Consider the following 4,158-nt stretch of genomic DNA (forward strand, 5'->3'; position numbering starts at 1 on the left):
AGGTGGGATCGGTGACCGTGCAGGGCCCCGCCCGCGTTACGGCGTGCGGCGTGCCGACGGCGCAGGGGCAGGCCACTACGGTGGCTGCCGCCGCCGCCGACCGTGAGTTCCTGGCCTTCCGCAAGGGGCTGGCCCCGGACGTGATGGGCGAGTACCGGCCGCCGCAGGTGGAGGGCACCATCCAGCGCTACGCCTCGCTCGTGGCCGAGCGGCTGGTGCTGCAGAACGGCCTGGCCCGCCCCCGCAGCTGGACCGGCGCCCAGCGCGACCTGCAGGCGCTGGACGTGATCCGCGGCGGCCACCCCGAGATGGCGGCCACCTACCTGGTGGGAGACCAGCTGGGTGCGGGCGCGCCGGAGCCCGACGGGTGGAGCGTGTTCTACGTGGCCGACTACGAGCAGCGCGCCGGCTACACCCCCGTGTACCAGGAAGTGCGCGACTACGACAAGACGGGCAAGGGCGCGCCCAAGCTGGTGGACCACCTGAACTGGAACGCCACGGGCCAGCACGAGATGCTGGTGCAGGTGTTCGGCGTGCGCGAAAGCTGGTACGAGGTGATCTCGCGCGACCGCGGCACCTGGCGCAAGGTGTGGGAGGCGCCCCGCTGCGTGGAGCAGCCCCCCGTAGCCCGCAGCATCGGCGCGGCCGAGCGCACCAGCCAGCAGCCCTGACCGATCTGGGTCGACGGAGTGCAAAAGAGAAGGGGTGGACGCGGATCGCGTCCACCCCTCTTCGTTTTCACCCGTCAGAGGAACCGGTCCGGGTGCGACGGGAGCGATCGCCGCGAGTGATATACCCGGGATATCGTTACTTCCCGGCCCTCAATCCGGTAGATGACCCGGAACGGCGGTACGATGACTTCTCGCCAGTCCGGGTCTTCCCAGCCGGGTACGGCGCGGCCGGAACGCGGGAATATATCGAGTCTTTGTACCCCTTTAAACAACTTGGCTACTAGCGGACGGCTGCTGGCGTGTAAGTGGCGGGCAGTGTAGTCGTGGATGTCGAGGAGGTCACGGATGGCGAGATGCGACCACCTTACTCCGTACTCCACGTCGAGACCAGTGCTTCGACCTCCGCCTGGCTGTACAGGCGTTCGGTCGCGGCGGAAATGGCTCCCTGCCGGACTCCCGCGATGACGTGGCGGTTGTACTCATCCTCGGAAAGGTCGGGCACGTCCTCGAAGCGATGCCGCAGCGCATCCTTCTCGGCCTGCTCCGGATCAGCGGGGTTGCCGAGCGGCATTGGCACGGACAAAGCGCTACGCGCCATCGCGAGCCGTAGCTCCCACTCGGAGTCGCTGACGTAGTTCGCCGCGCGGTACGCAAGCATCCCCCGCACGATCCGCTCACGCAGGCGGTGCCAGTAGGCAAGCTCCGCCGGCGAGAGGCCGGCGGGCGGCTGCTCATCCAGGAGCAGGTCCTGCTCTTCCATATGCATGGGGGACATGGCGAGCCCTTTTCGCTGGCGACGGTGCGAAACCGTCCGCAATATCGGCGAAAGTGCTCACATCGCACAAGCCGGTAGAACGCGCCACCGGCCGGTCAGGACCGCGGAAGAGTGCACTGCAGGAAGGTGGCGCGGCCGGGCACCGTGCGCTGCCCGCCCTCGCTGGTGAGCAGGACGGTGCCGTCCGACTCGATGGCCACGGCCTCGCCCTGCGGCTCGCCGACGGGCGTCAGGTCCATGGCGAACTCGGGGCGGCCGGCGCCCAGCAGCTCCGCCGTGCGGTACAGCGCCAGGCGGCCGTAGCTCCTCACCGCCACCCAGCGCCCGTCGCGGCTGGCCCCTGCCCCGGTCACGCGGTCGCCGGGCTGCTCCGGCTCCGGCGCCAGCTCGCGCACCCGCACCAGGTCCACCGGGCCCGGCTGCAGGGGCGTGGGCCAGCGGTAGAGCTCGATCGGCTCCTTCTGCCCCTTGCCGATGACGTAGATGGAGCCGTCGGGAAGCACGAACAGGGCTTCGGCGTCCTGGCCGCCGCCGGGAAAGCGCGCCTCGAACCGGTCCGCGCGCGCGGTGGCCGCCTGGTCCACGGAGGGAAGCGCCACGCGGTACAGCGCCACCGGATCGTTCTTCCTGCGGCGCGCGCCGCCGATGTCGGCGATGTAGGCGCACTGGCCGCCCTGGCAAGGGCCCACGGCCAGGTCTTCCCAGTCCTGGTTCTTGGCCCCTTCCACCTGCAGCGTGCCCCGCGCCCTTCCGTCGCTTCCGATGGCGTACAGGACGGGGTCGTTCCCCGAGTCGTTGTGCGTCCAGAAGACTTCGGGGTCGACGGGATCGAAGGCGGCGCCGCTCGTTTCGGTGACGTCGCCCGGCATCCCCACGTCGCGCCGGGCGATCCGGCACCACTCCCCCGCATCGTCGCCGCCGGCGGACGCCTGCCGCGCATCGCCGCATCCGGCCACGGCGGCGAACGCCAGGGCCGCCGCCCACCGCGCCCGCATCGATCGCATCCCCATCTGCCGTACGTTCATCCGGATCACACGTCCGCGGTGATGATGGCGCGGCGCTCGGGGCCGGAGCGGGCCGGCGCTCCCTGGCGCGGCGCCGGCTGCGGGCGCTGGTAGTAGGTGCCGTCAGCGCCCAGTTCCCACAGGTCCGGCCGGGCCAGGTCCTCGTCCAGGATGCCGTCCAGCCGCGCGCGGTGCCCCGGGTCGCGGATGGGGACGGCCACCTCCACCCGCCGGCTGAGGTTGCGCGTCCGCCAGTCGGCCGAGCCGATGTAGTACTCGGGCTCGCCGCCGTTCTCGAAGCGGAAGATGCGCGCGTGCTCCAGGTGGCGGCCCAGGGCGCTGTACACGCGGATGTTCTCGGACAGCCCCACCACGCCGGGGCGCAGCGAGCACATCCCGCGCACCAGCAGGTCGATCTGCACCCCCGCCTGCGACGCCTGGTAGAGCGCGGCGATGATCTCGCGGTCGGCCAGGCCGTTGAACTTGGCGCGGATCCACCCGCGGCGCCCCGCCGCGGCGTGCTCGGCCTCGCGCCCGATCATCTCCACGAACCGCCGCCGCATGGTGTACGGCGCCACCAGCAGGTGGCCGAAGTCGGTGGGTGCCGCGCCGCCGGTGAGGCCGTTGAACACCTCGTTGAGCTCGGCGGCCAGCGCGGGGCTGGCGGTCATCAGCCCCAGGTCGGTGTAGAAGGTGGCCGTCGACGCGTTCAGGTTGCCAGTGCCGATGTACACGTACTGGCGCAGCGCGTCGGACTCGCGGCGCACCACCAGGGCGATCTTGGCGTGCACCTTCAGGTCGGGCGCGCCGTAGATCACGTGGATGCCAAAGGAGCGAAGGTAGCGCGCCCAGTGGATGTTGCTTAGCTCGTCGAAGCGCGCCGTCAGTTCCACCAGCGCCACCACCTGCTTGCCGGCCGACGCGGCGCGAGTGAGCGCCTCGACGATGCGCGACTTGGTGTTGGTGCGGTACAGCGCCAGCTTGATGGCCAGCACGTCGGGGTCTTCGGCGGCGTCCACCACCAGCCGCTCGACGGTGGCCTGGAACGAGTCATCGGGAAACGACACCAGCACCTCGCGCTCGCGCAATTGCTCGAACACGGTGCGGCGCGGGTCCAGCGGGGTGCGCGGCGGGGGCGCGGGGGGAAAGTGAAGCCCCTCGGCCTCCACGTCGGCCAGCTCGCGGATGCCGCGCAGGTCCACCAGCCCGGGCACCTCGTACACGTCCTGCTCGCCCAGGGCCGAGACGATGCTGGGCGCCTCGTACTGCAGCTCGCGCAGCAGCATGGCGCGGACGACGCCGGGCATCCCCCGCTCCACCTCCAGGCGCACGACGGGGCGGAAGCGGCGCTTTCGCACCTGCTCCTCTACCGCGTGCAGGATGTCCTCCACCTCCTTGCGGTCCAGGTGAAGCTCGGCGCTGCGGGTGACGCGGAACACGCGGGGAGATTCCACCTCCAGCCCCGGGTACAGCGCGGGAAAGTGCTCGCGGATCACCTCCTCGAGCGCCACGAACCTCCGGCTGTTGGGAAGGTGGATGAACCGGTTGACGCCGTCCGGCAGCTCCACGATGCCCAGCCGCGGCTCGCCCCCGCGCGGGTCGCGCACCAGCCCGGCCAGCGCGGGGCGCAGGTTGCGGATGTGCGGGAACGGGTACCCGGGGCCGGCGGTCAGCGGCATCAGCACGGGAAGGGCGTCTCGCTCGAACC

At 71.1% G+C, this 4,158-nt stretch carries 5 protein-coding genes; 1 reads left to right on the forward strand and 4 read right to left on the reverse strand.

Going from position 1 to position 4,158, the window contains the following annotated elements:
- A partial coding sequence (locus tag VIB55_RS07420; protein WP_331876036.1) for a hypothetical protein occupies nt 1-671 on the forward strand: 671 nt, incomplete at its 5' end.
- 74 nt (nt 672-745) lie between these two features.
- Here VIB55_RS07420 and VIB55_RS25630 read toward each other — a convergent pair.
- From VIB55_RS25630 to ppk1, 4 genes are all read right to left on the reverse strand, one after another.
- Entirely contained in the window at nt 746-1,051 is a 306-nt protein-coding gene (locus VIB55_RS25630; protein ID WP_414681233.1) for a type II toxin-antitoxin system RelE/ParE family toxin, read from the reverse strand.
- The gene (locus VIB55_RS07425) at nt 1,036-1,437 is read right to left on the reverse strand and encodes a hypothetical protein (protein ID WP_331876037.1); all 402 of its coding nucleotides are present in this window, start codon (nt 1,435-1,437) and stop codon (nt 1,036-1,038) included. Before VIB55_RS07425 ends, VIB55_RS25630 begins: the two co-directional genes overlap by 16 nt.
- Nucleotides 1,438-1,541: 104 nt before the next feature.
- The gene (locus VIB55_RS07430; RefSeq protein WP_331876038.1) at nt 1,542-2,471 is read right to left on the reverse strand and encodes a hypothetical protein; all 930 of its coding nucleotides are present in this window, start codon (nt 2,469-2,471) and stop codon (nt 1,542-1,544) included.
- Between the two features lie 5 nt (nt 2,472-2,476).
- Nucleotides 2,477-4,158: polyphosphate kinase 1 (ppk1, locus tag VIB55_RS07435; RefSeq protein WP_331876039.1), on the reverse strand; the 1,682-nt coding region annotated here is incomplete at its 5' end.

Source organism: Longimicrobium sp., assembly GCF_036554565.1.
In the GTDB taxonomy this organism is placed as follows: domain Bacteria; phylum Gemmatimonadota; class Gemmatimonadetes; order Longimicrobiales; family Longimicrobiaceae; genus Longimicrobium.